Origin of the sequence: Exiguobacterium oxidotolerans JCM 12280, assembly GCF_000702625.1 — a bacterium.
Lineage (GTDB): Bacteria > Bacillota > Bacilli > Exiguobacteriales > Exiguobacteriaceae > Exiguobacterium_A > Exiguobacterium_A oxidotolerans.
The window spans coordinates 1,605,001-1,631,805 of sequence record NZ_JNIS01000001.1 but is presented as its reverse complement, the minus strand read 5'-3'; the positions used below and the strand labels follow the sequence as shown (position 1 = coordinate 1,631,805).

The window sequence follows — 26,805 nt, the reverse complement described above, 5'->3', positions numbered from 1 at the left end:
ATTACATTGATTCTTGAGAATTCACTTTTTCTTCACGGATGATTTTGTACATATCCGTCGCTTCTTCTTTTTTCGCATGCTCTTTGATGCCATCGATTTGGACGGTGACGATTTTGTTCCCGAACCGAATCGTCATCTCGTCGCCGACTGCTACGGTACTGCTTGCTTTTGCGACAAGACCGTTAATCGTAATCCGACCTTGGTCTGCTACTTCTTTTGCGAGTGTCCGTCGTTTAATCAAACGGGACACCTTTAAAAATTTATCGAGTCTCATGACTGTTCCTCCTGCTTCGCTTGATTCCATAACTGATCTTGTTCGTCGAGCGATAACTCTTCAACTGGTCTCTTTGCGAGTTGTTCCATCCGCGTAAAACGGCGAATGAATTTATCGTTCGTCAGCTGCAACGCCTCTTCGCCCGATAACCCCATATATTTTCCGACAAGTACTAACGAAAATAAGAGATCTCCGAATTCAGCCAGTTGTTCTTTTGGCGGTGCTTCTTGTAGTTCACGTATTTCTTCTTGTACCTTTTCAAGCGCACCACTGACTGTGTCCCACTCAAAGCCGACTTTTGCGACTTTTTTCTGAATCTGTTCAGCACGCATCAAGGCAGGTGCCCCTTTTGTGACACCGTCGAGCAGATATTTCCGCTCCGGTTTCTCCTGTGACTTGATCGTTTGCCAGTTCGCAACGACGTCTGCCGCCGAATCAACCGTCGCCTCTGCAAAGACGTGTGGATGACGACGAATCATCTTGTCACTGACACTGCCGATGACGTCCCGGATATCAAAGTACCCTTCATCGAGACCGATTTGTGCATGTAACATGACTTGAAGTAAGACATCCCCTAATTCCTCTATCATTAAGTTATCGTCCTGAAGGTCGATTGCTTCCAGTAATTCGTAAGATTCTTCGATTAAATGTTTTTTGAGCGATTCATGGGTCTGTTCTTGATCCCATGGACACCCTCCTTCACCACGTAAACGGGCGATGATGTCTTTTAACGTCGCGAAATCCCGATTCAGCGCCTTTTCCTCCGTCACAGGCGGCACATAGACCGTCGTCAAATTACTGAGCATCGTCACACGGTCCAGTTCATAAAGCGGAACTGTCATGACGTGTTGCTTACTCGTCCCCGCTGCTGTGACGAGCGTCACCGGGTGTTCATCCGGATAACGTTCCATCAACATGACTTTCAAGTCCCCTGCGACAAACGCATCGTACACTTGTCCGATCAGTACGTGTTGACGAATTTGCGCTTCATCAACACGGAAGGCCGTTGCGTCAAGCAATTGAAATCCTTCAATCGGATCCACCCCGACCGCTGCGAACATCGGATCAAGAAAACTTTGTCCACCGACGATGTCGATGTCTGTCGCACGCGCAAGTAGTTGTTGAACGGTACTTTCTGCTACGAGCGGGTGTCCTGGTACCGCATAGATGACCGCTTCCTGCTTCGCCTGTTCGAGTAGCGTCTCGACGATGTCTGCGTAGACTGCTTCGAAACGATCGTGTCGCTCATAAATCGAATCAAACGATGTAAATTTCATTCCCTCTGTCGCCAGTTCTGAAACGACGGGATGATCTGCTGTCCGTAAATAAACAGGTTGTGTTGTTTCTTTCAATAACTTATAAACGCCAAACGGCAATTGCTCTAGTTCGCCAACACCTAAGCCGACGACTGTAATACGGTGTGTCATATGATTTTCCTCCGATGATGAATTCGATAAAGTTTGTCTCCGAACGGCAATAAAGACCACTCCCGCTCTGTCAAGACACGCCTGCGTAGTGCAAATATACAAAAGATCGATGCACCACCGATGACGAGTAGACCCACTTCAAACATCGCTCCAATCCGTGTCTCAAAACCTGCCCATTGAAACAGGCGTTCGACCACATACAAAAACAATGCCATCGGGACGACAGCTTGCATCAATCGGACGTAGAAAGTTCGTCCTGCTGTTACACGTCCGAATTTCCGATTCAATAAGATGAGTTGTGCTGATGCCATCATCGCGAATCCGCCGAATGTCGCCATTCCCGCCCCGATCATACCATAACGGGGTAACAAGTAGATGTTTAGTAACAGCTTGACAACTAGTCCGAGCACGACGCCTGCAAAAGCATACTTTTCAGCATCAACGGACTGGAGGCAAGAGATGATAATCATCGAGAGCGATGCCGTAAAGGCCGTCGCAGCAAGCCAACTGAGCGCGACCGTCCCTTTGTCGTCTTGATAGAGCGCGATGTTGAGTGGCCGCATGACACTAAACAATCCGACCGTCGCAGCTGCCGCGACCAACAGACCAGAACGAAGTAGTGTTTCAAGGTGCAACCGTGTCGCCGCGTCATTTTTTTTACGGTACTCCGTCAACAACGTCGGAACACTGGCTAGACTGATCGACGTCGCAAATAAAATTGCGAACTGCAACAATGGATAACCACGATCAAAAATCCCCTTCTCGATTTTCGTCTCCATCGTATCCCCAAGCAAGTTGACGAACGTCAGTCCATCAATCAACTGCATCAATAGTAAAGCGAGCGACGCGATACTGACCGCCATCCCACTCGTCAACAAAACTTTTCCGACACGCTTTAAGTGACGCTTTGAGACGACCGGGCGGCCAATCCGTCCTTTCGCGAAGCGAAGGAGCAACAACAACGAAGCAACGCTCCCACCGAGCGCCGTCACGTGGGCCGCAGCACCGATTTGATAAGGATTCGCTCCGATTGAGACACCATAATACGTCACGAGTAACAATAAACAGACACGCACAGCGTTTTCCGTAATTTGCGAAAAGGCGGTCGGTCGCATCTCAAGGTCTGCTTGAAACATTCCTCGTAACACGGCAATGACCGGCAATAAATAAAACGTCAATGTCACCGCACGTAACGGAAGGACGAGCTTCGGATCTCCGAACAGTAAAGCAAGTTCCGGTGCGATGATCCAGCCGAGCAGACCGAACACTAACGAAAGACTCGCAAGGACAAAGAAAATCGACCAGAGAACCTCGCGTTTTTCTTCCGGGTGATGCAACGTCAACTTTGCGACGATGACGGGTAGCGCATAAATCCCCAGTGCTGCCGCAATCGCGAATAATGGATAGACCGTCTGATAGACGTACAATCCAAAATCCCCTGCCATGTTTTGATATGGAATCCGGTAAAAAAAGCTTAGCAGCTTTGAGACGTAACTCGAGATCGCAAGGAGCGCTGCCCCTTGCGCAATCGTTCGTCGCTGACTCATCGCATCGAGATCCGACGGTCAAGTTCAGCGAGCAACCGCTCTGCTTGTTCCGTCGTTTGTTGAACGGTTTGTTTGCCACGGTTCAACGTCAAGACAAGCTTGCCTTCTTCTTGTCCCATGCCGAGTCCACGACCAATCGGTACCGTCCATTTGACGAAATCAGCGACATCAATCGTCTCTGTTGTTTGTTTTGACAAGACGATTTCAATTTTCGGATCGGTCTGTTTGACTCGTTCGATGCGTGCCCGTTCAGCAAAAATCCGCATCCGCGTCAACTGAATCAATCGTGCGACTTCATTCGGGAATTCACCGAAGCGCTCCAGCATCTCTCCTTCGAGTGCATCAAGACTTTCTGTCGTATCAACATACTTCAAGCGTTTATAGAACTCAATTTTTAGTTCAGAATCCGACATGTAATGACTCGGAATATACGCATCGAGGCTGAATGTAAAGTCTGGTACGAATTTTTGGACACGTTGTTTCCCTTTCATCCGTTCCTTCCGTTCTTCGACGGCTTCCGATAGCATTTGTGAATACAAATCGAACCCGACTGAATCGATAAAACCGGATTGTTGCGAGCCGAGCAGATTGCCTGCACCGCGAATCGACAAGTCACGCATGGCAATCTTGAAGCCACTTCCAAGCTCCGTAAATTCCTTGATCGCCTGAAGACGACTCTCGGCGACTTCGGTCAACCTTTTTTGCGGACGGTACGTAAAGTAGGAATACGCGACACGACTTGAACGTCCGACACGACCACGCAGTTGGTAGAGCTGTGATAGACCCATTTGATCGGCATCATTGACGATCAATGTATTGACGTTCGGGATATCGATTCCCGTTTCAATGATTGTCGTACTGACAAGAACATCGGCATCCCCCTCGAAGAAGGCAATCAATTGACTTTCGAGCTCCGTCTCTGTCATCCGACCATGTGCCGTGACGACACGTGCCTCTGGAACGAGCGCCCGGATTTCCTCCGCCTTCCGTTCAATTCCTTCAACGCGATTGTAGAGGAAGAAGGCTTGTCCCCCTCGACCAAGTTCACGTTCAAGTGCTTCACGCATGATGATTCCGTCGTATTCCATCACGTACGTTTGGACAGGATAGCGGTTTTCAGGTGGTGTCTCAAGGACTGACAAATCACGAATTCCGATCATCGACATGTGTAACGTCCGCGGAATCGGCGTCGCCGTCAACGTCAAGACATCGACATTCGTTTTGAGTTGTTTCAATCGTTCTTTATGTTTAACACCGAAGCGTTGTTCTTCATCGATGATCAACAGACCAATGTCAGCGAACTGAACATCTTTTGATAAGACACGGTGTGTTCCGACGACGACGTCGATCGTTCCTTCTTTCAAGCCTTTTTTTGTTGCTTTCAGTTCTGACGCCGATCGGAACCGACTCATGACTGAAATATTGATTGGCCATTCGCTGAATCGCTCGAGCATCGTTTCATAGTGTTGTTGCGCAAGAACAGTCGTCGGCACAAGGAGAGCGACTTGTTTTCCTGCCATGACGGCTTTAAATGCCGCCCGAATCGCGACTTCCGTCTTCCCGTAGCCGACATCTCCACATAACAGCCGATCCATCGGACGCGGCCGTTCCATATCTTTCTTAATCTCTTCAATCGACCGGACTTGATCGACCGTTTCCTCGTACGGGAATGAAGCTTCGAATGCCTGCATGCTATCGTCATCTTCCGGGAAAGCAAATCCAACTGCCGTTTCTCGCGTCGCATACAATTTGATTAGTTCATCTGCGATATCATCGACTGATTTTTGGACTTTCGCTTTGACTTTCTTCCAGTCCGTTCCGCCGAGTTTATAGATTTTCGGTTCTTTTCCTTCTGCCCCGACGTATTTTTGAATCAAGTCGATTTGGTCGACCGGAACATACAAGGAGTCGTCACCGGCATAGACGAGGTGCAAGTAATCTTTATGGTTCCCTGCGACATCAATCGTTTTGATGCCGTGATAACGACCAATCCCATGGTGGATATGGACGATATAATCACCCGTCTTCAACTCTTGGTAACTTTTGATCCGTTCCGCGTTCGTCAATTTCGTCGTCTGTTTCCGGCGACGGGTCGGTTGCTTAAAGACTTCTTCCTCCGTCACGACGACGAGTCGTGCATTCGTCATCTCGAACCCACCATGAATGCCACCGATTAAAATCGATGGATGTCCGCGACGCATATCTTCTTCTGCCGTATGCAAGGACGCCTCGACACCGTAGTCAGAAAGTGTCTGCCGCATCCGCTCCGCCCGCTCCTTGTTACTCGCAAGGAAGACCATCCACATGTCTGCCCGGGCATAGCGATCGATTTCTTGTTTCAGACGTTCCATTTGGCCGTGAAACGGAGCAATCGGTTTGATGTTGAAGTGAATCGCTGCACTCTCGGGGACGCCGCTTCTGCGTGTCGGAAGGAGTGACAAATAGAGTAGCTGACGTTGTTCGAACACTTTGAGCATCGGAACCGAGAGAATGTAATCACTAACGCTTTGCCCCCGTTCAATCAACGAAGCCATCCATTCCGCTTCTTCCGCATCCTGAACTTCCGCCGCTTCTTCGATCCGTGCGATTTCATCGACGATCAAGACGGCATCTATGATATCAGCCAGTAATGTCTTCTGATACAGTAACGGCGCGTATTTCGCGAGTTGTTTCGGTCGCTCCCCACTTTCAAGCAATTCGACATCATAGGCGATTCCTTCTTCAAGTGCTGCAAGGACTTCTGTACTTTGGACACGTTCTTTCGTCGCTTCATAGAGTGCACGCAACCGTTCACCCGCGGCACGGAGGTTTTCCGTCGTCGCAAAGTGCTCAGCTGCCGGTGGAAGCAACGCTTCTGCGACCACACCGAGCGACCGTTGCGTTTCTGCATCGAATGTATAAATCGAGTCGACTTCTTCATCAAATAAATCCAATCGATAGGGACGGTCGACCGTCAACGGATAAATATCGATGATACTCCCGCGGACTGAAAATTCTCCCGGTGTCGTCACGGTCGCCGTTCGCTCATATCCGGCATCGACTAATTCTTGAATGAAGTCCGGAATCGCCAAGATATCGCCCGGCTTAATCCGGTTCGTATGTGCTAAGAAATCACTTGCAGGTGGGACATACCGTCTGAGACCGACGAGCGGGATGATTAAGATACCATCATCGGTCGTCAGGAGCCGGTGCCGCGTTTCAATCCGGGTCGCCCGTAATTCCGGGCTCGCCCCGTACGATAATTCAGCAGCTAATGTCTCGTCGACCGGGTAGAGCATCACTTCCTGTTCAGGCACTAGTTCAATCAAATCATCATACAGTTTTTGTGCTTGAAACATATTGTGGGTGACGATGACGAACCGTTTTTTGGTTTCTTGATAAATGCCTGCGACGAACAATGCTTTCCCACTATTCATCAAGCCTGTGATGAGTTGGGCATCGACCCCTTGTCGAAAGCGCTCACGGACCGTTTTTATTTCTGGTATTCCGAGCAACAGATTTTGTAGTTGTTTCATAGTTTCCCCTCCTAAGACGACAGCAAAAACGCTTTGGAATTCCAAAGCGTTTCGTTCAGTTATAGCGATTCATCAACGCCAAAAATGGTGTATCGGTAAAGTCTGTCGCGATTTTCACAGCGTCCGCCAACACTTCCCGCAAGACAGGTTGTTCTGCTTTTGCGAACGGCATCAAGACCCAATCGATGACTTGAATCGGAGCAGGCGGACGACCGACACCGAGTTTTAAGCGTTTAATTTCTTGTGTGCCTAAATGCTGAATAAGCGACTTGACACCATTATGCCCACCGGCGCTTCCTTTTGAGCGAAGACGCATCTTTTCAAGCGGCAGATCGAGATCATCATAGATGACGAGGACGTCTTCAACCGCGATTTTATAAAAATCCAGAAGCGGACGAACTGCTTCCCCGGATAGATTCATGTAAGTCAATGGTTTGACGAGCACAACACGTTCCCCATTTATCATTCCCGTTCCGAAGACTGCTTTAAACTTCGACTCGGATAATTTTATTCCGTGTTCCTCCGCCAACGCGTCAATCGCGAGGAAACCGATGTTGTGACGTGTGTTCGTATATTTAGCTCCAGGGTTTCCTAGACCGACGATACATTTCATATCGCTACCTCCTTTTGTTTATTTCCTTTGATGAAAAAAAAGCACGAACAAGGGTCCGATTTCAAAAAAACCGGACCTCATCGTTCGTATCTGTTTGTTGATCAGCTAAAGAGCGGGCTGATTGATTTTTGTTCATGGACACGGATGATTGCTTCTGCAAGTAACCGCGCGACAGAAATTTGTTTGATTTTGCTTGCGCATTCACGTTGCGTCAAGTCGATCGTGTTCAAGACGACGAGCTCTTCAATCGCTGAGTTCTCAATCCGTTCCATCGCTGGACCAGAAAGAACAGGGTGTGTACAACAAGCATAAACTTGTTTCGCCCCATTTTCGATTAACGCGTTCGCAGCAAGTGTAATCGTTCCTGCCGTATCGATGATGTCATCGATGATGATGGCGATTTTGCCATCGACTTGACCGACGATGTTCATGACTTCCGCGACGTTCGGTTTCGGACGACGCTTATCGATGATTGCGATCGGTGCTTTTAATTGTTCTGCTAATTTACGTGCCCGTGTAACGCCGCCATGGTCTGGAGAAACGATGACGAGTTCATTTGGGTCGATGTTTTTCTTCTCGAAGTAAGTAGCAAGAAGTGGAACACCCATTAACTGATCTACTGGAATATCGAAGAAACCTTGGATTTGAGCAGCATGGAGATCCATCGTGACGACACGTGTCGCTCCTGCGACTTCAAGTAAGTTCGCAACAAGTTTTGCTGTGATCGGTTCACGCGAACGTGCTTTACGGTCTTGACGGGCATAACCATAATACGGCATGACGACGTTGATCGTCCGTGCAGAAGCACGTTTTAATGCGTCAATCATGATGAGGAGCTCCATCAAGTTCTCGTTGACCGGCTGACTTGTCGATTGGATGATGTAGATATCATCTCCGCGAACGCTTTCTTCGATGTTCATCGAGATTTCGCCATCACTGAAGTGTTTGACTGAACTTTCGCTAACGGGAATTCCGATGACCTTAGCGATTTCCTCTGCCAGTGGTTTGTTCGAGTTGAGTGCGAAAATACGAATTTCATGTTCTAAGACAGTAGACATGTTTAGGTGGCCTCCATTTGTTTGGTTTAGACGAGTAGAGCGACAAGTAATGAATACGGTGGAGCTGAATTAACGATAATCAGGTTTTGTCGTTTGACGCTCACGGGCGATCGCAAGACCGTTTTCCGGAACATCATCTGTCACTGTCGAACCTGCTGCGACGAGTGCATTTTTACCGACTGTGACCGGGGCAATCAAGTTGACGTTACAACCGATGAACGCATCATCCTCGATGACCGTTTCGAACTTGTTTGTTCCATCATAGTTGACGGTGATTGATCCACATCCTAAGTTGACGTTTTTACCAATCGTTGCGTCTCCGACGTAACTCAAGTGTGCCGATTTGCTTCCTTCACCGAACGTCGATTTTTTGACTTCAACGAAGTTACCGACACGCGTGTTCGCTCCGAGCACCGCTTGCTGACGCAAGTGCGCGAATGGACCGACTTGTGCTGCTTGTCCGATCCGGCTATCGGTTACGACCGACTGACGGACGACGGCAGCATCTGCCACTTCACTGTTACGGATGTCACTGTTCGGTCCGATGATACATTCAGACCCGATGACCGTCTTCCCGAGCAACTGTGTCCCCGGGTAGAGCGTCGTATCCGAACCAATCGTAACATCTGGTCCGATATAGGTCGATGCCGGGTCGATGAATGTGACACCTTGACGCATCCAATATTCGTTCGTCCGCTTTCGCATCGACGTCTCTGCTTGTGCGAGTGCAACCCGGTCATTGACACCGATTGTTTCTTCAAACGTCGGCGCCGCATAGGCAGCGATCGTTTCACCGTCTGCTTTTGCGATTTCGATGACATCCGGCAAGTAATACTCGCCTTGGACATTATCGTTTTTGACTTGTTTTAACGCAGCGAACAACAACTCATTATCAAACACGTACGTCCCTGTGTTGATTTCTTTAATCGCGAGTTCTTGTTCTGTCGCATCTTTATGTTCAACGATTTTTGAAACATGTCCCTCTTCACCACGAATAATCCGACCATATCCAGTCGCATCATCCGCATGAGCCGTCAAGACGGTCACTTTTGCACCCGTTTCTGCATGGTGGTCGAGTAACGCAGCTAACGTCTCACTCGTTAAGAGTGGTGTATCCCCACAGACGACAAGCGTCGATCCTTTTTCGTTTCCAAGTACCGGTTCTGCCATTTGAACAGCATGACCTGTGCCAAGCTGCTCACTTTGAAGCGCATATTCCACCGATGTGCCAAGCACTTCTTTTACAGACTCCGCACCATGCCCAACGATTACGACTTGGCGTTTGACGCCAAGTGTCGCGAGTTGGTCCACGACGTGTTGTACCATAGGTTTCCCAGCTACTGGGTGGAGTACTTTGTAGAGTTTTGATTTCATGCGTGTTCCTTTACCAGCTGCTAGAATTACCGCGAAATGATTCATCCTTGTCGCTCCTCCACGTAAATTAGTGTTGATTTCGTTCAGAAATAGTACACTCGTACCAACTATAACGAAAATGAGGTCACTATTCAATCACAGTACCGAGTCAAATTGATGAAAAATCCACAAAAAAATCGGTCCACCGCAATACGGCAACCGATCTTTTCTATTAAGGACGATCCGTTAATTCGACTGGCGTCATCTCTAGATCATTCACTTCTTCATTTTCTTCACGCAACACATATGCTTCTAGTACTGAATCTTCGACCTTTTTTCGCATTAATGCATTGATTGGATGAGCGACATCACGAAAGATGCCTTCTTGCGTCCGTTTGCTTGGCATCGCGACGAAGAGACCACTGTTCCCTTCAATCACACGTAAATCGTGTACTACGAATTCGTGATCGAGCGTAATCGAGGCGAGTGCTTTCATGCGCCCCTCTGCCACGACGCGACGAATTTTAACGTCCGTAACGTTCATTTTGTCCGCACCCCTTTTAGTAACCGATGTCACAACTCTTCGTTGTCTACTTCTACTTACGGTTCAAAACAAATAAAGGTTTAGCTTTTTCCAATCTTTTTAGGCATAATTTCCAAAAGTTTGATAATTACAGTATAGTTTCAAATAAATCATGTGTCAAATTCAGGTATTCCCATCACTTGTGAAATACTGGTCGACGTTCCCACGCTTCACTTGAATTTGTCCGAGATCGACATCGACGTCGGCAAGTTTCATTAAGCTGACGTATTCACTGACCATCTTTTTCTCGGCACCTTCTGCTTCAATCAAGACCCCGACACCGGCTACTTTCGCTTCGAACTCGCTCAGTAAACTCATCATCCCACGAATCGTTCCCCCAGCTTTCATGAAGTCATCAATCAGCAAGACGTTCGCTCCGCGCGGAAGACTTCGTCGCGCAAGCGCCATCGTCCGAATCGCTTTTGATGAGCCTGATACGTAATTGATGCTGACGGTCGACCCTTCCGTGACGCGGCTATCCGAGCGTACGATCACGAACGGTACACCGAGTTGTTCAGCGACGGCGTAAGCAAGCGGAATTCCTTTTGTCGCAATCGTCATGACGACATCAACTTTTTTCTGACTGAAGACAGATGCAAAAACTTGTCCCATCTGCTTGACCATCCGTGGATTGCCAAGTAAATCTGTCAGATACAAATACCCACCCGGCAACAGACGATCTGGCCGTGCGACGCGTTCACATAAATCATCGATGAACGGTAATGCTTTTTCGCTACTCCATGTCGGAATGAACATGACACCGCCCGCAGCCCCAGGGACTGTGACGAGTCGTCCTGTTCCTTCATGCTCTAACATTTCACTCACGATATCTAAATCTTCACTGATTGACGATTTTGCAGATTTATAGCGTTCTGCGAAAATTGTCAATGAGATCAGATGATGCGGATGGTCGAGTAGATAACGTGTCATATCGACTAACCGACCACTTCTCCGAATTTTCATCTAAATTGTTCCACCTCTCCGTAATTCCGAATATTCACTAGTGAATATATCATTTTCATACGGATATTATCAATGGTTTTCGCCTAAAAGACGAACGACGTAGACTTCGTTACAAAAACCTCTTAAGCCATTATAGAGACGTTGGGCTCGGTTCTCATGTTCCGTCAACGCGAAAACCGTTGGACCACTCCCGCTCATCAAGACACCTTCCGCCCCGCAACTCGTCATGAAATCCTTGATTTGCTCGACTTCCGGGTGCATCGGTAACGTGACCGACTCAAGAACATTACCAAGTGATTGACAAATCGCCGTAAAATCCTGCTCTTTAACAGCTGTAATCATCGCTTCGACATCCGGTCGTTTGGCCGTCGTCAAATCGAGTGCGCCATAAACGTCTGCCGTCGACACACCGATCGTTGGTTTCGCAAGCACGACCCAGCACGGAGGCGGAGCAATCAATTTTTCAAGCTTTTCACCACGTCCTGTCGCGATCGCCGTCCCGCCCATGACACAAAACGGGACATCCGAACCGACTTCTGCACCGATTTCTGCGAGTTGTTCGAGCGTCAATCCGAGCTGCCATAAATCATTTAAACCGCGTAATGTCGCGGCAGCGTCACTCGATCCGCCGGCAAGACCCGCTGCGACCGGAATTTGTTTCTCAAGATAAATCTCTACTCCAGCCTGGATGTTAAATTTTTTCTTTAAGACGGCTGCCGCTTTGTAAGCCAAGTTCCGCTCGTCGTTCGGGACATAGGCGTGCTGCGCATTCATCCGAATCTCCCCTGACGGAAGTTCCGTCAACTCTAAGCGATCCGCTAAGTCTACTGTCGTCATCACCATATGTACATCATGGTAACCATCTGTCCGCTTCGCCGTTGCATCCAACACTAAATTGATTTTCGCTGGTGCCTTTACAATAATCGTCATCGTGCCGTTCCTCCTCTAGTACGTATCCTGTACGAATTGTATCAACCTTTCCACAAAAAAAGAAGCGAACATTTCTGTCCGCTTCGGAAGGTAAGTTTACGAATTCGCAAATTCGATTTGTACGGAGTCGGTTAACACGTCAGCGTAGCTATAAGAAACTCGCTCGACATTGTGGCGCTCTGCGTCTAGCTTGACTACAAACACCGAAGGATACGTCTCAACGAGCGTTCCGATTCGGGTTACGACCTTTTTACGACCGCCGCTTGCTTTTAGCGTCAGTCTTTCACCAACATGTGTTTCGAAAACATGTCTGATTTCGTTCAACGTCTTTGGCATACGCTTCACCTCACTAATATTTATTATAGCATATTAATTAAATATTAGAAAGAGGCAATATTATATCTTTTCTTTTCGCTACCGTCAACGTTTTTTAATCGGCAAAAGTGCGTCTGCAAGCTGTGCAAATTCCTGCAAGCTGAGCGTTTCACCACGACGTCTTGGGTCGATACCTGCTTCATGCAGCGCGGCTTCGACAGCTTCTTTTTCTGCTTTTCCGAAGTGGCTCGACAAATTATTTAAAATCGTCTTCCGACGCTGGGCGAAACTTGCACGCGCGACTTCGAAGAATAATTTTTCATCTTTCGTTTGGACGGCCGGCTCTTTTCGGATGTTCAAGCGGATGACAGCCGAATCGACGTTCGGAGCGGGAATAAAGACTTGCTTCGGCACCGTGAAACAGACTTCCGCTTCCGCATAGTATTGAATCGCAATCGATAATGAACCATACGCTTTTGTACCTGGTTTCGCACCGATTCGTTCCGCGACTTCCTTTTGAATCATCATGATGAGTGTCCGGAATGGTGCTTTCGCCTCTAATATCCGCATGATGATTGGTGTTGTGACATAGTACGGTAAGTTTGCGACGACCGCAAGATCCGTAATTCCTTCTTGTGTGAACTCCTCGTTGACAATCGTTTCGAGATCCAGTTCAAGTGCATCTCCATGGATGATTTTGACGTTCGGATAAGGTGAGAGCGAATCATCTAAAATCGGTAACAGCCGTTGGTCGATTTCAAGGGCGACGACTTTTTTCGCCTGTTTCGCGGACTGTTCCGTCAACGACCCGATTCCCGGTCCGATCTCAAGAACACCGCTCTCCTTTGTTAACGAAGCAGCGCCGACAATGTTCGCGAGTACGTTCAAATCGATTAAAAAGTTTTGTCCTAAGGACTTCTTAAATGAAAATCCGTGTCGCGCAAGGATTTCCTTTGTCCGGTGTAGTGTTGCGATGTCTTTCAATCTTGTTCCTCCTCTAGCTGTCTCAGTGCAGCGTCCCATTCCTCTTTTGTGATCCGGATCGAAGCGACGCGTTTGACGAGTTGTTTCGCATTCGGTTCACCAATCGCAAGCAACTGTCCGAGCCGACGTCTACGTGACGATGCTGACGGACCACCGATTAAGTCTGCTGCAAGTATCATATCCCGTGTCACTTCTGCGACATGGACTTCTTCTGTTTCATAAACGGCTGCGAGTGCACGTTCGATTGCCTGCGGCGAAGCATGCTCGACACCGATTTTACCGCGTTTATCTTTTGCGTCCGCACGTGGCAGATAGGCTTGTTTGCATCCCGGAACACGTTCATTGATACGTGCGCGAATCCGGTCACCCGGAAAGTCTGGATCCGTGAAGACGATGACGCCTCGGCGTTCGAGTGCTTTTTCAATTCGTTGTAACGTTTGCTCATTGACGGCAGAGCCGTTCGTTTCAATTGTATCGACATTGAATACTTCCTGTAGTCGTGTCGTATCGTCACGTCCTTCGACGACGATGACTTCTTTTAAGCGTTTTTGCATCAGTTCTTCTCCACCTTCTTCAAACACTTCCGTAATTGTACCTGTTTCCACGAAAAAAACAAGGAAGCGTCAACTGCCCGCTTCCGTGCCCGACTCATTCGGAATGACCCAAAGCTTGACGGTCTTCCGCCCGAACGTCTTCGCCGTCTGTTCACCATTGACGAGGACATCAATTTTATTGCCTTTAATGGCGCCACCCGTATCGAGCGCGACCGCCAGTCCGACTCCCTCGACATACACTTTCGTCCCGAGCGGAATTACTTTCGGGTCGACGGCGACGATCGGTAACCCTTGATAGGTGATTGTATCCGTGACATCGTACCCCGTCGCTGTCAATGCACGCCCATCATACAATTGACTCCCGTTCGATGCCGGGTCATTCGTATAGGCCGTCGCCTCGACCATCAGCGTCTTCGCATTCTTGAAGTCTAAGTCTGCCGTGACTTCCGGTGCGACCGTCAATGGCGTCGTTGCCTCCTCTTCATTGAAGACAGGTGCCGGTGTTTCTACTCGTTCAATCGGTTTTGTCCCGACTTTAATGATTTGTTTCACCGGTTCACTCGTTACTTCATCGGTCAGTAACTTCTTCTCTTTACTGAGCCCGTCAGCGAGCGTCAATTCGTACTTTTGGGTCCTGATTCCAGGACGCCCCGTCGTCGTTACAAGTTGTTGTCCTTTCGGTAATGTCGGATCTTCTACTTGCTCGACATCGAACGGAAGCAACTGTTCTTCCGTTAAGGTCGCCCGTCGCGTCGTATTGACGGTGACGAGCGTATCTTCCGAGACAACGGTATCGAGGCTCGGCGCAACACGGTCTGTTGCTTGTAACGTCACTCCTTGTTTCGCAAGGAGCTCACGGACGGTCGTTTGGTACGTATAGACTTGACTGGCTCGTCCTCCGATGACGACGTCAACCGGAAATGCTTCACGGAACCGGACTGTCATCCCGGTCGTCAAGACGGCATGGATCGAAGGGTATACATCATCGGTATCGGCTTGGACGATGCCACGTTCTTTCAATAAATCCGATACAAGACGAGCATGTGTCCGAACCGTCTGTGCTTGACCGTATCCGACAATCATCGTAATTTCTTTTGCACGTTGGATGACAATCAAACCGTTCTTTGGTAAATCCGCACTGCGCGAAGGTTCGATGTCATCCTCCGCTCTCACTTCGATTCCATTTTCACGTAAGACACCATAGACTGATGTTTCTATCGTCTTGACGTGTTGTTCTTGTCCGTCAATCATGATAGTGACGTCACGCGGATGATCCATCGCCAAGTAGATCAGACTCGCAATTAACAATAAGGCACACCCTGTCGCGATATAAGAGAACGAACGCATCATGGGAGAAGGAAGACCCGCTTCGCGTTTTCTGTTGTCGCTTGTTCGATATCGGCATACATCATGCCACGCAGTTGCGCGATTTCTTCCGCCACGAACCGGACGTACGCTGGTTCATTGCGTTTGCCGCGGTATGGTGTCGGTGTCAGGTAAGGACAATCTGTCTCGACGAGTAACCGATCAAGCGGAACTTCTTGAGCGACACGTTTTGGCATCTTCGCATTTTTAAACGTTACCGGTCCACCGAGTGAAATATAAAAGTTCATCGCTAGGCAACGGGGTAACAGCTCGGCACTCATGCTGTAGCTATGGAGAATCCCACCGACTTCTTTTGCATCTTCTTCTTCGAGAATACGTAACGTATCTTCCGTTGCTTCCCGGTTGTGGATGACGATTGGCTTATTCTTTTTCTTCGCGAGTTGAATTTGTTTACGGAACGCCGCTTCTTGGACATCTTTTGGTGACGTATCCCAGTGATAATCAAGACCGATTTCACCGAGGGCGACGACTTTCTCATGGTCCATCAACCGTTCGACTTTCGCGTACGCCTCCTCATCAAAATCGATTGAATCGACGGGATGCCAACCGATGACGGCATACAGGTCGTCATACTGTTCGACGAGTTCCATCGCCCGGTCGATCGTCTTATGATCGAATCCGACGACGATCATCGGTGAGACTCCGTTCGCGCGTGCGCGTTCAATCGTTTCTTCGACGTCTCCGTCGAACTGATCGGAATTTAAATGTGTGTGTGTATCGATTAACAATATCCTCGACTCCTTTTTCAAAAAAATGCCTGTGACGTGAAGTCCACAGGCATCCGAATTATTTTACACTGGCACCGTTCGCCATCGTTGACGGGACGGTCGCTAGTTCAAGTTTACCTGATTTTTCAGCCGCAAGCACCATACCTTGCGATAATTCGCCACGGAGAGTGACCGGCTTCAAGTTCGCGACGACGATGACCTTCCGACCGACTAGGTCTTCCGGCTCGTACCATTCAGCGATGCCTGAAACGATTTGGCGTGTTTCTTTCCCCATGTCGACCGTTAACTTCAACAGTTTTTTTGCTTTTTTGATTTTTTCTGCTGTGACGACTTCGCCGACACGTAGCTCAATTTGATCAAAGACATCAATCGTCGTTTCTGGACGAACATCTTCATCTGTTTCTTCGACTTCTTCTTCCTCAACTCGGGCAGCAGATGCTTGTTGCATCATTTCGACGATTGCTTCGACTTCCTCTTTCATGTCGCGGCGCGGGAAAATCGGTTCAGCGGTACCGACTTTTGTTCCTTCTTCAATCGACGCGAACTGTTCGAGTGCTTCCCAGTTCATCGGCTGACCAGCAAGACCGAGCTGACGGAACATCTCGGTCGGCGATTGCGTCATGAACGGTTGCAACATGATCGCAACGTGACGAAGCGTTCCAACGAGGTGGACCATGACCGAGCCGAGTTCATTCGTCTTCGTTTCATCTTTCGCGAGTACCCACGGCTGTGTTTCGTCGATGTACTTGTTCGCGCGACTGATTAATTGCCAGACGTGCGCTAAGGCAACCGAGAATTCCATATGTTCCATCGAAGCCTCGACCTTCTCGACTGTTTCTTTCGCAAGCGTCGACAATGTCGCATCGAACGGCGTAACATTTCCCGCATAGGTCGGGATGACCCCATCAAAGTATTTCGTGACCATCGCAATCGTCCGGTTGAGTAAGTTCCCGAGGTCGTTTGCAAGATCAAAATTCATCCGCTCAACGAACGCTTCCGGTGTAAACATGCCATCTGAACCGAATGGGACTTCGCGTAAGAGGTAATAACGAAGGGCATCGAGACCGTAACGATCAATCATCGGAATCGGATCAACGACGTTCCCTTTTGATTTCGACATCTTCCCGTCTTTCATCAACAACCAGCCGTGCGCGAAAACTTGCTTCGGCAGTGGAAGGTCGAGTGCCATCAAGAGTGCCGGCCAAACGATCGTATGGAAACGAACGATTTCTTTTCCGACGAGATGAACGTCTGCTGGCCAGTACTTGTCGAAGTTTCCTTGATCATCCGTCCCGTAACCGAGTGACGAGATATAGTTCGTCAAGGCATCCACCCAAACGTAGACGACGTGTTTCGGATTCGATGGGACTTTGACACCCCAATCAAATGTCGTCCGTGAGACGGCAAGATCTTGGAGACCTGGTTTAATGAAGTTGTTGATCATTTCATTCTTCCGTGATTCCGGTAAGATGAACGATGGATTCGCTTCAAAGTATTCGACTAAACGATCGGCATACTTACTAATTCGGAAGAAATAACATTCCTCACGAACAAGTTCGACGGGATGGCCGCTATCTGGACTTTTTCCATCCACTAACTGTGATTCCGTGTAATACGTCTCATCCGGGATCGAATACCAACCTTCGTATTCACCAAGATAGATATCACCTTTTTCGAGTAACGTCTCAAAAACGTGTTCGACGACTTTCTTATGGCGTGGTTCTGTCGTCCGAATGTAATCGTCATACGAGATATCGAGACGATCCCACAAGACTTTAATCTGCTCGACGACACCGTCGACGAATGCTTGTTCAGAAATACCTGCTTCAGCTGCTTTTTCCTGAATTTTTTGTCCGTGCTCATCCGTTCCTGTTAAGTAACGCACATCGAATCCTTGAAGACGTTTATAACGGGCCATCGCGTCTCCTGCGACCGTCGTGTACGCATGACCGATATGTAGCTTCGCGCTAGGATAATAAATCGGTGTCGTGATATAAAATGTTTTTGCCATGTTATTCCTCCGTTCTATTGTTCATTCCATTATTATACGCTGTTCTACCGCCGCTGTCGAAACTCGTTTTTTGTCGAATCGAAACATTTTTTGACATCAGACATCAAATTACAAAAAAACACACTAAATAGTTTGAATTCCTTTAAAAAGGGAAAAACTATTAATAAATCGTTTCAATTATGGCTTTTTTGAGAAATAAATGACATTTTGATTTCAAGCTATTCAGATTGGTTGACTACTTTTGGAAAGTTTAGTATTCTACATTCTATAGAAGTGATGTCGAATTTTGACGATTTTCCAAAAAAACAGAGACTTAGACATCCAGAGGAGGAACAACAAAATGAAATCAACAGGTATTGTACGTAAAGTAGACGAGCTCGGCCGGGTAGTCATTCCAATCGAACTTCGCCGCACACTTCAAATCGCAGAGAAAGATGCACTCGAAATCTACGTTGATAACGAGCAAATCATTCTTAAAAAATACAAACCAAACATGACTTGCCAAGTCACAGGTGAAGTATCAGAAGACAACTTCAAATTAGCAGACGGAAAATTAATTCTCTCTCCAGATGGCGCACAACGTGTCCTCGTTGAGTTAAAAGATTTCCTCGATCGTCATTACGCAGGAAACGAATAACACCAAGAAGGAAGCGCGCCGATTCGGTACGCTTCCTTTTTTTCATTTCGACTCGTGATAGGACAAGTATAAGGCTTGTCGGTCAAGTCCCCGTTCCTTCGCGACACGCTTTAACGCTGCATTCGGTTTTTCACCATCCGCGATATACCGTTCGATTTGGTCGAGTGGATCTGCTTCTTGCTGGATTTCGCTCGGACGTTCCTCTGTCGTTCCTTCGACGATGACGACAAATTCGCCACGGACATCTTCTTTCGCCCAGTCTAACGCTTCCGTCACCGATCCACGAATGTATTCTTCATAACGCTTCGTCAACTCGCGGGCAAGCGTGAGTTGGCGATCACCGAGTATTTCGAGGAGACCTCCAAGCATTTCCTTTAACCGGTGTGGCGCTTCATAAAAAATCAATGTTCCTTGCTCATAACGTAACGTCTCGAGTGCTTCACGCCGCTCTTTTTTCTTGCGTGGTAAAAAGCCATAGTATAAAAAACGTTCCGTCGGTAGACCGGACGCGACGAGTGCCGTCAATGCCGCATTCGCACCAGGTAAGACGACGACCGGGATGTCTGCTGCAATCGCGAGTCGGATTAAGTCGCTCCCCGGATCAGAAATCCCGGGCATTCCAGCGTCGGAGACGAGGGCGACCTGTTTCCCCGACAATAAGTCTTCGAGCAGCCGTTCACCGCTAACTTGCTTATTGTGTTCGTGATAACTGACGAGTTTCGTGTCGATTTCAAAGTGATTGCACAATTTCATCGTCTGGCGTGTATCTTCTGCCGCGATGATATCGGCCTCTTGTAAAATGCGCACGGCTCGATACGTCATATCCTCTAAGTTCCCGATTGGTGTCGGTACGATATATAAGCCATTCGTTTGATCCTTAAAACTACTCGTTGCCTTCATGACGTCCCTCCTTGAATAAGCTGTTCTTTTTTCGCACGTGTCAATTGCTTGATCGCATACTCGCGTTTCAGTGCGTCCGATTTCGTCTCAAACGACTCTGTGTACGCAAGGACGACCGGTAGCCGTGCCCGTGTGTACTTCGCACCCTGACCCGTATTGTGTGTCGCAACACGCTTCTCGACATCGACAGCGTACCCTGTATACAGACTCCCATCACGGCAACGCACGATATAGATCGCATGCTTAGACATTCAGGTGTTCCCGCATTTGTGCCGTATACGTATCGTCTTGCTCGTAGACGATGAAGGGAGGAAGGACTTTTAAGCCAGGTTTTGCGTCCTTGATGCCTTCAATCAACAGCATATTCGCTTCTTTCCCTGCCTTCGGATAAATCAATTGCATCCGCTTCGGCTCAATCCGGTACTGACGCATCAGGGTCACGATGTCGAGTAAACGTTCCGGACGATGGACGAATGCCGTTTTCCCGCCTTGTTTAAGTAAGTCGGCGGCTGAACGAATACAATCTTCGAGTGTACATAAGACTTCATGTCGGGCAATCGTATAATGTTCACTCTCATTTCGATTCGATGATTCATTCGCTAAAAAGTATGGCGGGTTGCAGGTCACGACATCATACGTACCGTAGCCAAGTTGTTTTCCTGCCGTTTTGACATCCCCTTCAATCATTTGGAGTTGCTCTTCCTTTTCGTTTAACGTAATACTCCGACGTGCCATCTCGACGAGGCGTGGTTGAATTTCGAGTCCCGTAATCGTTCCACTCGTCCGGTACGATAAAAAGAGCGGAATCGCGCCATTCCCGGCACACAAATCGACTAACTTGCCTTGGCGGATTGGGACCCAGACGAATTGCGCAAGTAACGCAGCATCTAGTGAATAAGAAAAGACGGTTGGACTTTGAATGATGCGGCCGTCTCTTCCGAGGAGATGGTCGAGTCGTTCATCTGGTAATAATTCAAGCATATGTGTCTTCCTTTCTGAAAAAAAGACTGACTCCTAGGAAGTCAGCCTCTCAATGTTTCGTTAACATGGACAAGCAGAACAGGCAATCCCCGTCTTTACGGACTTGACCGTAGTGCAAGTTACAAATGTGGAATCCTTCTTGATAGAGGCGACCGAGGTTATCGTATCCGGCACCTACTAACGCTTCGGCTTCCGCTTCTTCTGTAATCGGTTGTTGTTCGTCTCGCTCCACCTTCTCACGCAGGTGATGATTTTCGAGGTAGAGGTGTTGATTTTCCTCCATCATGTAAGCAAGCTGATCTTTTAATACGCTCAGATGCTCAGTCAGCAAATGAATCTGTTGCTCGATCGCATCGACACGCGTAATGATTTCTTTTTTATCGACTCTCTCCACGCGTATGCACCCCGTCATTCTTTTGGTCGTTTTTGTTTTACGGCACCGACGGATAACAATTCTTCCATCGAATAAGTCAGAACGCGGGAACGGTCTTTCAGTTCGATTTGAACTACTTGATCGAGGATGTTCAATCCGACGACACGACCTTCGCCTTCTGGTACAGTCAGACGTTTTCCGTAATCCGGTAGATCACGTCGCATTTCTTCATACGTATCGTTCTCGTATTTCAAACAGCACATTAAACGGCCACAGACCCCGGAAATCTTCGTTGGGTTCAGTGATAAGTTTTGATCTTTCGCCATCTTGATTGAGACCGGCTCAAATTCACCTAAGAACGATGAACAGCAGAGAACACGGCCGCACGGCCCGATTCCACCGAGCAATTTCGCTTCATCCCGCACTCCGATTTGGCGCAACTCAATCCGTGTCCGGAAGACTGCTGCTAAATCTTTAACGAGTTCCCGGAAGTCGACGCGGCCTTCCGCTGTGAAGTAAAAGATGACTTTATTACGATCAAACGTATATTCGACGTCCACGAGTTTCATATCGAGCTTATGTTCGCGAATCTTTTCGACACACACTGCATGTGCATCAAGTGCTGCTACTTTATTTTCACGGACGATCATTGCATCTTTATCATCAGCAATCCGAAGAATTGATTTTAATGGTAAGACCACATCTTCCTCGTCCATTTGTTTATCAGCGATTACCACTTCGCCATATTCAATGCCCCGTACTGTCTCCACGATGACGGCTTGTCCTCGTGATAATGACTCTTGTCCAGGTGCAAAATAATAAATTTTGCCCGCTTCTTTAAAGCGAACGCCTACTACTTCTAGCATATCGCTCTACCCTTTCTGTAAGTCAAACATGAGACGCTCAACTGTTAATTGAGGATTAACATTCGCTTCGACCCGTTTGACGGCTGCAAGTACTGCCTGCAACCAGCGGGTGATCGTCGCCTGACTCTTTCCACCCATCTGCTCAAGTAATGGTCGGCTATTCGTATACGTAATGATCTCCCATGATGGATTCAACTTCAGATGCAAGGCATCTTCGAAGAAACACGTCACGAGTTCTAGACCAATCCGGACGTCTTGCCGATTCTTAAATTGATTAATCCACTTCTCTTGAACGAACAAAGGCAAGTCTGCCGGACGATTCGCTAATTCCTCCATCAATTGTAACACTGACGCTCGCGCATTTACAAACCAGTCTTCGATTAAGGCTTGCTCCGCATCATCAATTTTTGAATAGACGCGAGCCGCAAGTTGGGTTAACTCCGCATCTCGGGACGTTTTTTCCGATAAAACTTGTCCAATCATCACACGATCGGCCGGTCGAAAACTTAACAGTTGTCCACGAGAACGAATCGTCGGTAATAACAGTTGTGGCTGATTCGTTAGTAGAATCGCTACTTTTCCTTCGCCCGGTTCTTCAAAGAACTTCAATAAACTATTCGCTGCTTGCGGCGTCATCCGGTGTGCTTGCGTCACGACATAGATTTGCCGATCCCCTTCTAACCCCCGAAGTGACAAGTCATGCATCAATTGCTGGATTTGTTCTTTTTTGATGGTTGCCCCATCTGGCTCAATCTGGTAGTAATCGACAAGGTTTCCGCTATCCATCCGTCGACAGCTTCGACATTCATTACACGGCTCGACTTGATCTTTCCGCTCACAAAATAAACTCTTGGCGAACAATTGAGCCGCTTCCAAAAGAAGCGGCTCATAGTCTCCCGTAAAGATATAAGCATGATTGATTCGATTTGCTCGTAAAGAATTTTGAAGAATCGTCGAAATGACGGATTGTGTTTGTTCAAGCTCATGAAATGTCCGCATCAGAACTGATGAAACCCTTCGATTGGCAAGACGAAGACTGTCGCGCCCCCGACCTGGACTTCAACCGGATAAGGAATATACGAGTCGGCATGTCCACCCATCGGTGAGATCGGTGAGACCATCTGATCGCGGCTCGAACAATTTTTCTTGATCAAACGCATCAAATCATCAACACGCTCGCTTTGGACCCCAATCATGAAGGTCGTGTTACCTTCTTTTAAAAAGCCGCCCGTCGTCGCAAGTTTGGTTGCCCGGAAATCATTTTCAACAAGCGCTTCTGCTAAACGTAAGCTATCTTTATCTTGAACAATCGTAATGACCATTTTCATGATAATCTCTCCCTTTTCTTCAAATAGGCTAACACATCTTCTAACAATAGCGACTGGACCGCTTCAATCGATTGATTGGCGTCAATCAATCGAATGCGTTCCGGTTCTGACGTGGCTAATGATAAAAAGCCATGATAGACACGTTCTCTGAATGCATCATCCCGTTGCTCGATCCGGTCAAGCGCCCCTCGTTCAATCATTCGTCTTTTCGAGTCCATGACCGTCAAGTCAAACAAGTACGTTCGATCAGGGGTTAATCCTCCTGTTGCTTGCTGATTGACGTTACGGATCTGTTCAATTGAATACCCGAGTCCATATCCTTGATACGCAATCGAGGCATCAACGAAACGATCACATAAAACGACCGTCCCAGCTGTAAGTGACGGACGAATCAATTCATTGACGTGCTGCGCCCGTGACGCCGCATACAATAAAATTTCTGTCATTTCATCCATCTCCGTGAAATCTGGATTCAGAATCAACGAACGAATCTCATTACCAATGCGTGTCCCACCTGGCTCCCGTGTCATGACGACCTGATATCCCTGTCGTTTTAATCCTTCTGCCATCAATTGAAGCTGTGTCGTTTTCCCTGCACCATCTGGTCCTTCGACTGTAATAAACGTTCCCTTCATTCAACAAACCCTTCCTCTATGACACGCAACGTACCTTCTTGCAAAGACTCTCCACCCTGAAGATGGACGGATGCGGCTATATGATGCTCAATACATACTATCTGTTCTTTTGTCACACGCTCTCCTCGCAACAAGACTGGAATACCTGGCGGATATGGAATAATCGTTTCAAGTGCAATCTGACCAATCGTTTCACGAAGCGGAAGATTCCGATATTCCCTCTCCTCTAACTGATCCAGTGGGCAAGCGAGTGATGATACTTTTATTTTACCCATAATTGATTGCTCGATATACCTTTTTGAGGGAATTCCTTTCATTTTCAACTTTTCAATCGCATCTTTTACCTGTCTTAACCACTGAGTTCGTACAGTTTCCGATAATTTGTGAAGAGGTAAAATGCAGACGACAAATGAAGCTAAAGCAAACTCTGCATCTATTTTTTCATTGGCTAATGCATCGAGTAACTGTTCTCCGGAATAGTTCTCATAGGAAAGAATCACGCGTGACCAATCATCAAAAGTAAAAGCATGCATTCCTTCTAGTCCGTCGAGTTCGTCTTTGAACAGTTGATGACTGTTCCGGACCTCTTCCATTTCATCAATCGTCCACTGCTGTCGATAGTATCGAGCATAATCGAGCGAAGCCATGATGAGATACGAAGGGCTTGATGTTTGAAACGACTGGAGTGCATGGTGGAGCTTACGACGTTGTACATCCGTTAATCGCTCATGAATCCAAGCCCCCATCGTCAATGCCGGTAACGTCTTATGAGCAGATTGGACGACAGCTGTAGCGCCCTGTTCAAAGGCTGAACGGATTCCAACTGCTTCTCCAAAATGCGCACCATGTGCCTCATCAACTAATAATGGTATTTTATAACGTGCTGTCACTGCTACGATTTCTTCGATAGCTGCTGTTTCTCCATAGTAACTCGGTGAAGTTAAAAATACCGCGACTCCACCCGGATAAGATGTTAACGCTTCCTTTAATGTTTCACGTGAAACATTGCCGGCGATTTGTGTTTCTTCATCATACTCAGGGCTCATGAAGATTGGAGACAATCCTAACCATTCGAGTGCATTAAAAATCGACTTATGTGAATTTCTCTGAACGTAGACGCGATCTCCTCGTTTAGTCACAGCCGCAAGCATTGCCCAGTTACCACTTGTTGAACCATTGATTAAAAAATGACTATCTTCCGAATCATAGATTTCACGCAACAATGCTTTTGCTTCTAGAATCGCTTCCGTCGGATGGTGAAAATCATCTAAGCCAGCTAGTTCTGTTTTATCCCATTCAAAAAAATCAGGTAGACCTAATACGAGTGATCCATTTTTATGACCAGGAACGTGCCAGGATGTTGCCTTACGTTCGACATGTCGCTTAAGCGCCTCAATGATTGGAAGCTGACTTTTCATGAAATACACCTCTTATTTTTAAAATACAAAAGACCGACCTGCAAGATGCAGATCGGTCCTTTTCAATTGCCTGGCAACGTCCTATCCTCACAGGGGGAAGCCCCCAACTACTTTCGGCGTTCAAGTGCTTAACTTCCGTGTTCGGCATGGGAACGGGTGTGACCACTTGGCTATCGTCACCAGACGACGGGCTCGCGCCCTCAAAACTGAAGTCATCAACAATCATCTGCTAGAACAAGGCCTCGACCGATTAGTATCACTCAGCTCCGCATGTCACCATGCTTCCACCCGTGACCTATCTACCTCATCGTCTCTGAGGGGTCTTTCTTGATTACTCAAAGGGAAATCTCATCTTGGAGGGGGCTTCATGCTTAGATGCTTTCAGCATTTATCCCGTCCGCACGTAGCTACCCAGCGATGCTCCTGGCGGAACAACTGGTACACCAGCGGTGCGTCCATCCCGGTCCTCTCGTACTAAGGACAGCTCTCCTCAAATTTCCTGCGCCCACGACGGATAGGGACCGAACTGTCTCACGACGTTCTGAACCCAGCTCGCGTACCGCTTTAATGGGCGAACAGCCCAACCCTTGGGACCTACTCCAGCCCCAGGATGCGATGAGCCGACATCGAGGTGCCAAACCTCCCCGTCGATGTGGACTCTTGGGGGAGATCAGCCTGTTATCCCCAGGGTAGCTTTTATCCGTTGAGCGATGGCCCTTCCATGCGGAACCACCGGATCACTAAGCCCGACTTTCGTCCCTGCTCGACTTGTAGGTCTCGCAGTCAAGCTCCCTTCTGCCTTTGCGCTCTACGAATGATTTCCAACCATTCTGAGGGAACCTTTGGGCGCCTCCGTTACTGTTTAGGAGGCGACCGCCCCAGTCAAACTACCCGCCTGACACGGTCCTCCAGCCGGATTACGGCTGCGAGTTAGAGACTCTATGCATGAAGGGCGGTATCCCAAGGGTGACTCCTCCGAAGCTGGCGCTCCGGTCTCGACGTCTCCCGCCTATCCTGTACATCATGCACAAAGCCTCAATATCAGGCTGTAGTAAAGCTCCATGGGGTCTTTCCGTCCTGTCGCGGGTAACCTGCATCTTCACAGGTACTATGATTTCACCGGGTCTCTCGTTGAGACAGTGCCCAAATCGTTACGCCTTTCGTGCGGGTCGGAACTTACCCGACAAGGAATTTCGCTACCTTAGGACCGTTATAGTTACGGCCGCCGTTTACTGGGGCTTCGGTTCAAAGCTTCGCTTGCGCTAACCCATCCCCTTAACCTTCCAGCACCGGGCAGGCGTCAGCCCCTATACGTCATCTTGCGATTTAGCAGAGACCTGTGTTTTTGCTAAACAGTCGTTTGGGCCTATTCACTGCGGCTCTACTCATGTAGAGCGTCCCTTCTCCCGAAGTTACGGGACCATTT

At 48.0% G+C, this 26,805-nt stretch carries 26 protein-coding genes and 2 rRNA genes (1 of these 28 only partly in view); 1 reads left to right on the top strand and 27 read right to left on the bottom strand.

Going from position 1 to position 26,805, the window contains the following annotated elements; all coding sequences use genetic code 11:
* Window position 1: 1 nt before the first annotated feature.
* From P403_RS0108280 to metG, 16 genes are all read right to left on the bottom strand, one after another.
* Complete coding sequence (locus P403_RS0108280; RefSeq protein WP_029332215.1) at window positions 2-274, bottom strand: RNA-binding S4 domain-containing protein; 273 nt, start codon at window positions 272-274, stop codon at window positions 2-4.
* Window positions 271-1,701 (bottom strand): bifunctional methyltransferase/pyrophosphohydrolase YabN, encoded by a 1,431-nt coding sequence (gene yabN, locus P403_RS0108275; protein WP_029332214.1) that lies wholly within the window; start codon window positions 1,699-1,701, stop codon window positions 271-273. Before yabN ends, P403_RS0108280 begins: the two co-directional genes overlap by 4 nt.
* The gene (locus tag P403_RS0108270; protein ID WP_029332213.1) at window positions 1,698-3,248 is read right to left on the bottom strand and encodes a polysaccharide biosynthesis protein; all 1,551 of its coding nucleotides are present in this window, start codon (window positions 3,246-3,248) and stop codon (window positions 1,698-1,700) included. The genes yabN and P403_RS0108270 overlap by 4 nt, the downstream gene beginning before the upstream one ends.
* On the bottom strand, window positions 3,245-6,763 hold the full coding sequence (gene mfd, locus P403_RS0108265) for a transcription-repair coupling factor (protein WP_029332212.1): 3,519 nt from the start codon (window positions 6,761-6,763) through the stop codon (window positions 3,245-3,247). The genes P403_RS0108270 and mfd overlap by 4 nt, the downstream gene beginning before the upstream one ends.
* Before the next feature lie 55 nt (window positions 6,764-6,818).
* Window positions 6,819-7,376, bottom strand: a complete 558-nt coding sequence (pth, locus tag P403_RS0108260; protein ID WP_029332211.1) for an aminoacyl-tRNA hydrolase — start codon at window positions 7,374-7,376, stop codon at window positions 6,819-6,821.
* A 101-nt stretch (window positions 7,377-7,477) separates the two neighbouring features.
* A complete protein-coding gene (locus P403_RS0108255) occupies window positions 7,478-8,434 on the bottom strand; it encodes a ribose-phosphate diphosphokinase (RefSeq protein ID WP_029332210.1) in 957 nt (318 codons plus the stop codon).
* A 69-nt stretch (window positions 8,435-8,503) separates the two neighbouring features.
* On the bottom strand, window positions 8,504-9,853 hold the full coding sequence (glmU, locus tag P403_RS0108250) for a bifunctional UDP-N-acetylglucosamine diphosphorylase/glucosamine-1-phosphate N-acetyltransferase GlmU (RefSeq protein WP_029332209.1): 1,350 nt from the start codon (window positions 9,851-9,853) through the stop codon (window positions 8,504-8,506).
* Between the two features lie 166 nt (window positions 9,854-10,019).
* Window positions 10,020-10,331: a septation regulator SpoVG gene (spoVG, locus tag P403_RS0108245; RefSeq protein WP_029332208.1), complete on the bottom strand. Its 312-nt coding sequence runs from the start codon at window positions 10,329-10,331 to the stop codon at window positions 10,020-10,022.
* Between the two features lie 162 nt (window positions 10,332-10,493).
* Window positions 10,494-11,333, bottom strand: coding sequence for a pur operon repressor (gene purR, locus P403_RS0108240; RefSeq protein ID WP_029332207.1), 840 nt, complete (start codon window positions 11,331-11,333; stop codon window positions 10,494-10,496).
* Between the two features lie 69 nt (window positions 11,334-11,402).
* Window positions 11,403-12,263 carry a 4-(cytidine 5'-diphospho)-2-C-methyl-D-erythritol kinase gene (ispE, locus tag P403_RS0108235; protein WP_029332206.1) on the bottom strand — a complete coding sequence of 287 codons (861 nt, stop codon included), beginning with the start codon at window positions 12,261-12,263 and terminating at the stop codon, window positions 11,403-11,405.
* Between the two features lie 96 nt (window positions 12,264-12,359).
* A complete protein-coding gene (locus P403_RS0108230; protein ID WP_012368950.1) occupies window positions 12,360-12,599 on the bottom strand; it encodes a Veg family protein in 240 nt (79 codons plus the stop codon).
* A gap of 84 nt (window positions 12,600-12,683) precedes the next feature.
* Complete coding sequence (rsmA, locus tag P403_RS0108225) at window positions 12,684-13,562, bottom strand: 16S rRNA (adenine(1518)-N(6)/adenine(1519)-N(6))-dimethyltransferase RsmA (protein WP_029332205.1); 879 nt, start codon at window positions 13,560-13,562, stop codon at window positions 12,684-12,686.
* A complete protein-coding gene (rnmV, locus tag P403_RS0108220; protein WP_029332204.1) occupies window positions 13,559-14,116 on the bottom strand; it encodes a ribonuclease M5 in 558 nt (185 codons plus the stop codon). Before rnmV ends, rsmA begins: the two co-directional genes overlap by 4 nt.
* 69 nt (window positions 14,117-14,185) lie before the next feature.
* Window positions 14,186-15,466: a 3D domain-containing protein gene (locus tag P403_RS16940; protein WP_029332203.1), complete on the bottom strand. Its 1,281-nt coding sequence runs from the start codon at window positions 15,464-15,466 to the stop codon at window positions 14,186-14,188.
* Window positions 15,463-16,230, bottom strand: coding sequence for a TatD family hydrolase (locus P403_RS0108210; protein WP_029332202.1), 768 nt, complete (start codon window positions 16,228-16,230; stop codon window positions 15,463-15,465). Before P403_RS0108210 ends, P403_RS16940 begins: the two co-directional genes overlap by 4 nt.
* Window positions 16,231-16,288: 58 nt before the next feature.
* Complete coding sequence (metG, locus tag P403_RS0108205; protein WP_029332201.1) at window positions 16,289-18,241, bottom strand: methionine--tRNA ligase; 1,953 nt, start codon at window positions 18,239-18,241, stop codon at window positions 16,289-16,291.
* Between the two features lie 340 nt (window positions 18,242-18,581).
* Between metG and P403_RS0108200 the strand changes: the two genes are divergently transcribed.
* Window positions 18,582-18,878 carry an AbrB/MazE/SpoVT family DNA-binding domain-containing protein gene (locus P403_RS0108200; RefSeq protein ID WP_012368944.1) on the top strand — a complete coding sequence of 99 codons (297 nt, stop codon included), beginning with the start codon at window positions 18,582-18,584 and terminating at the stop codon, window positions 18,876-18,878.
* Between the two features lie 42 nt (window positions 18,879-18,920).
* Here P403_RS0108200 and rsmI read toward each other — a convergent pair whose 3' ends face one another.
* The 11 genes from rsmI to P403_RS0108145 form a co-directional block, all read right to left on the bottom strand.
* The gene (rsmI, locus tag P403_RS0108195; RefSeq protein ID WP_029332200.1) at window positions 18,921-19,778 is read right to left on the bottom strand and encodes a 16S rRNA (cytidine(1402)-2'-O)-methyltransferase; all 858 of its coding nucleotides are present in this window, start codon (window positions 19,776-19,778) and stop codon (window positions 18,921-18,923) included.
* Window positions 19,775-20,029, bottom strand: coding sequence for a GIY-YIG nuclease family protein (locus tag P403_RS0108190; RefSeq protein WP_029332199.1), 255 nt, complete (start codon window positions 20,027-20,029; stop codon window positions 19,775-19,777). The genes rsmI and P403_RS0108190 overlap by 4 nt, the downstream gene beginning before the upstream one ends.
* Entirely contained in the window at window positions 20,022-20,759 is a 738-nt protein-coding gene (locus P403_RS0108185) for a tRNA1(Val) (adenine(37)-N6)-methyltransferase (protein WP_029332198.1), read from the bottom strand. Before P403_RS0108185 ends, P403_RS0108190 begins: the two co-directional genes overlap by 8 nt.
* A gap of 49 nt (window positions 20,760-20,808) precedes the next feature.
* A complete protein-coding gene (yabA, locus tag P403_RS0108180; RefSeq protein ID WP_029332197.1) occupies window positions 20,809-21,171 on the bottom strand; it encodes a DNA replication initiation control protein YabA in 363 nt (120 codons plus the stop codon).
* Window positions 21,168-21,998 carry a PSP1 domain-containing protein gene (locus P403_RS0108175; RefSeq protein WP_029332196.1) on the bottom strand — a complete coding sequence of 277 codons (831 nt, stop codon included), beginning with the start codon at window positions 21,996-21,998 and terminating at the stop codon, window positions 21,168-21,170. Before P403_RS0108175 ends, yabA begins: the two co-directional genes overlap by 4 nt.
* 6 nt (window positions 21,999-22,004) lie before the next feature.
* Window positions 22,005-22,997: a DNA polymerase gene (locus P403_RS0108170; RefSeq protein WP_029332195.1), complete on the bottom strand. Its 993-nt coding sequence runs from the start codon at window positions 22,995-22,997 to the stop codon at window positions 22,005-22,007.
* Window positions 22,997-23,326: a cyclic-di-AMP receptor gene (locus tag P403_RS0108165; protein ID WP_029332194.1), complete on the bottom strand. Its 330-nt coding sequence runs from the start codon at window positions 23,324-23,326 to the stop codon at window positions 22,997-22,999. Before P403_RS0108165 ends, P403_RS0108170 begins: the two co-directional genes overlap by 1 nt.
* A complete protein-coding gene (tmk, locus tag P403_RS0108160; protein WP_029332193.1) occupies window positions 23,323-23,961 on the bottom strand; it encodes a dTMP kinase in 639 nt (212 codons plus the stop codon). The genes P403_RS0108165 and tmk overlap by 4 nt, the downstream gene beginning before the upstream one ends.
* A complete protein-coding gene (locus P403_RS0108155; RefSeq protein ID WP_029332192.1) occupies window positions 23,958-25,379 on the bottom strand; it encodes an aminotransferase class I/II-fold pyridoxal phosphate-dependent enzyme in 1,422 nt (473 codons plus the stop codon). Before P403_RS0108155 ends, tmk begins: the two co-directional genes overlap by 4 nt.
* 68 nt (window positions 25,380-25,447) lie before the next feature.
* A 5S ribosomal RNA gene (gene rrf, locus P403_RS0108150) occupies window positions 25,448-25,563 on the bottom strand.
* Between the two features lie 46 nt (window positions 25,564-25,609).
* Window positions 25,610-26,805: ribosomal RNA gene (locus P403_RS0108145) — 23S ribosomal RNA — on the bottom strand; it runs 1,719 nt beyond the window's last position.

What these genes read in the sequence shown, in the direction of transcription:
- P403_RS0108280 (WP_029332215.1), bottom strand. Translation starts at nt 274, where the DNA reads ATGAGACTCGATAAATTTTTAAAGGTGTCCCGTTTGATTAAACGACGG.
- yabN (WP_029332214.1), bottom strand. Translation starts at nt 1,701, where the DNA reads ATGACACACCGTATTACAGTCGTCGGCTTAGGTGTTGGCGAACTAGAG.
- P403_RS0108270 (WP_029332213.1), bottom strand. Translation starts at nt 3,248, where the DNA reads ATGAGTCAGCGACGAACGATTGCGCAAGGGGCAGCGCTCCTTGCGATC.
- mfd (WP_029332212.1), bottom strand. Translation starts at nt 6,763, where the DNA reads ATGAAACAACTACAAAATCTGTTGCTCGGAATACCAGAAATAAAAACG.
- pth (WP_029332211.1), bottom strand. Translation starts at nt 7,376, where the DNA reads ATGAAATGTATCGTCGGTCTAGGAAACCCTGGAGCTAAATATACGAAC.
- P403_RS0108255 (WP_029332210.1), bottom strand. Translation starts at nt 8,434, where the DNA reads ATGTCTACTGTCTTAGAACATGAAATTCGTATTTTCGCACTCAACTCG.
- glmU (WP_029332209.1), bottom strand. Translation starts at nt 9,853, where the DNA reads ATGAATCATTTCGCGGTAATTCTAGCAGCTGGTAAAGGAACACGCATG.
- spoVG (WP_029332208.1), bottom strand. Translation starts at nt 10,331, where the DNA reads ATGAACGTTACGGACGTTAAAATTCGTCGCGTCGTGGCAGAGGGGCGC.
- purR (WP_029332207.1), bottom strand. Translation starts at nt 11,333, where the DNA reads ATGAAAATTCGGAGAAGTGGTCGGTTAGTCGATATGACACGTTATCTA.
- ispE (WP_029332206.1), bottom strand. Translation starts at nt 12,263, where the DNA reads ATGACGATTATTGTAAAGGCACCAGCGAAAATCAATTTAGTGTTGGAT.
- P403_RS0108230 (WP_012368950.1), bottom strand. Translation starts at nt 12,599, where the DNA reads ATGCCAAAGACGTTGAACGAAATCAGACATGTTTTCGAAACACATGTT.
- rnmV (WP_029332204.1), bottom strand. Translation starts at nt 14,116, where the DNA reads ATGCAAAAACGCTTAAAAGAAGTCATCGTCGTCGAAGGACGTGACGAT.
- P403_RS16940 (WP_029332203.1), bottom strand. Translation starts at nt 15,466, where the DNA reads ATGATGCGTTCGTTCTCTTATATCGCGACAGGGTGTGCCTTATTGTTA.
- metG (WP_029332201.1), bottom strand. Translation starts at nt 18,241, where the DNA reads ATGGCAAAAACATTTTATATCACGACACCGATTTATTATCCTAGCGCG.
- P403_RS0108200 (WP_012368944.1), top strand. Translation starts at nt 18,582, where the DNA reads ATGAAATCAACAGGTATTGTACGTAAAGTAGACGAGCTCGGCCGGGTA.
- rsmI (WP_029332200.1), bottom strand. Translation starts at nt 19,778, where the DNA reads ATGAAGGCAACGAGTAGTTTTAAGGATCAAACGAATGGCTTATATATC.
- P403_RS0108190 (WP_029332199.1), bottom strand. Translation starts at nt 20,029, where the DNA reads ATGTCTAAGCATGCGATCTATATCGTGCGTTGCCGTGATGGGAGTCTG.
- P403_RS0108185 (WP_029332198.1), bottom strand. Translation starts at nt 20,759, where the DNA reads ATGCTTGAATTATTACCAGATGAACGACTCGACCATCTCCTCGGAAGA.
- yabA (WP_029332197.1), bottom strand. Translation starts at nt 21,171, where the DNA reads ATGACGGGGTGCATACGCGTGGAGAGAGTCGATAAAAAAGAAATCATT.
- P403_RS0108175 (WP_029332196.1), bottom strand. Translation starts at nt 21,998, where the DNA reads ATGCTAGAAGTAGTAGGCGTTCGCTTTAAAGAAGCGGGCAAAATTTAT.
- P403_RS0108170 (WP_029332195.1), bottom strand. Translation starts at nt 22,997, where the DNA reads ATGCGGACATTTCATGAGCTTGAACAAACACAATCCGTCATTTCGACG.
- P403_RS0108165 (WP_029332194.1), bottom strand. Translation starts at nt 23,326, where the DNA reads ATGAAAATGGTCATTACGATTGTTCAAGATAAAGATAGCTTACGTTTA.
- tmk (WP_029332193.1), bottom strand. Translation starts at nt 23,961, where the DNA reads ATGAAGGGAACGTTTATTACAGTCGAAGGACCAGATGGTGCAGGGAAA.
- P403_RS0108155 (WP_029332192.1), bottom strand. Translation starts at nt 25,379, where the DNA reads ATGAAAAGTCAGCTTCCAATCATTGAGGCGCTTAAGCGACATGTCGAA.